Below are 1,062 nucleotides of genomic sequence, written 5' to 3'. Positions count from 1 at the left end.
CCCCGGCTGGGCCGGTCGTCGGCTCCCTGGACGGTCGCGGCCTCGTCCTCACCGGTCGCCTGGCCGGCGCCGAGCTCCTCGTCGGTCCGCTCGGTCGCGTCGCGCTCCGACTCGCGCTCGGCGACCTGCGCGACGGCCCGGTCGAGCACGGGGTGGCCGCGTCCGCGCACAGGGACGTGGTCGTGCGTGCCGAGCTGGGGGAACTTGTCGTGCCCGTGCAGGTAGAGGACGACCGTGTTGAGGACCGCCGCGATCGGCACGGCGAACAGCGCGCCGAGGATGCCGGCGACGAACGAGCCGGCGGCCACGGAGAGCAGCACCGCGACGGGGTGCAGCGACACGGCGTGGCCCATGAGGAACGGCTGCAGGACGTGCCCCTCGAGCTGCTGCACGCCGAGGACGATCGCGAGCATGATGAGCGCCGCGCCGGGACCCTGCGCGACGAGCGCGACCAGCACGGCGATGGAGCCCGTGACCACGGCGCCGACGATCGGCACGAACGACCCGAGGAACACGAGGATCGCGAGCGGCAGGGCCAGCGGGACACCGAGGATCGCCGCACCGACGCCGATGCCGACCGCGTCGACCGCGGCGACGAGGATCTGCGTGCGCGTGTACGCGCCGAGCGTGACGACGCCGCGCCGGGCCGCCTGGTGCACGTGCTCGCGCGAGCCGCGCGGCAGCAGCCCGACGACCCACGCCCAGATGGTGCGGCCGTCGAGCAGGAAGAAGAACGTGCAGAACAGCGCGATGATCGCGCCGGCGAGGACGTGCCCGACGGTCGTCGCGCCGGTCACCACGCCGGACAGCACGCTCGACGACGCGCCCGACGCGGACTCCTGGATGCGGTCGACCCACGTCTGCATGTCGTCGGTGGACAGCTGGAGAGGGCCGGTCGCGAGCCAGTCGAGGATCTTGTCGACGCCCTGCGACGCCTGCGACCACAGGTCGCCGATCCCGCGGACGACGGACCGCCCGGCGAGCCCGAGCAGCGTGCCGACGACCGCGACGAGCGCGACCACGGCGAGGCCCGCGGCCGCCCCGCGCGGCAGCCGCAGCCGC

General features: G+C 74.8%; 1 protein-coding gene. It reads right to left on the bottom strand.

The window, feature by feature from the left end:
• Positions 1 to 1,062 (bottom strand): AI-2E family transporter (locus HGA02_RS20110; RefSeq protein WP_246248147.1); only part of this gene is annotated, 1,062 nt, incomplete at both ends.

Origin of the sequence: Cellulomonas septica (assembly GCF_012396155.1) — a bacterium.
Lineage (GTDB): Bacteria > Actinomycetota > Actinomycetes > Actinomycetales > Cellulomonadaceae > Cellulomonas > Cellulomonas septica.
Note: the sequence above shows the minus strand (reverse complement) of the source record. Positions and strands in the feature narration are given on the sequence as shown.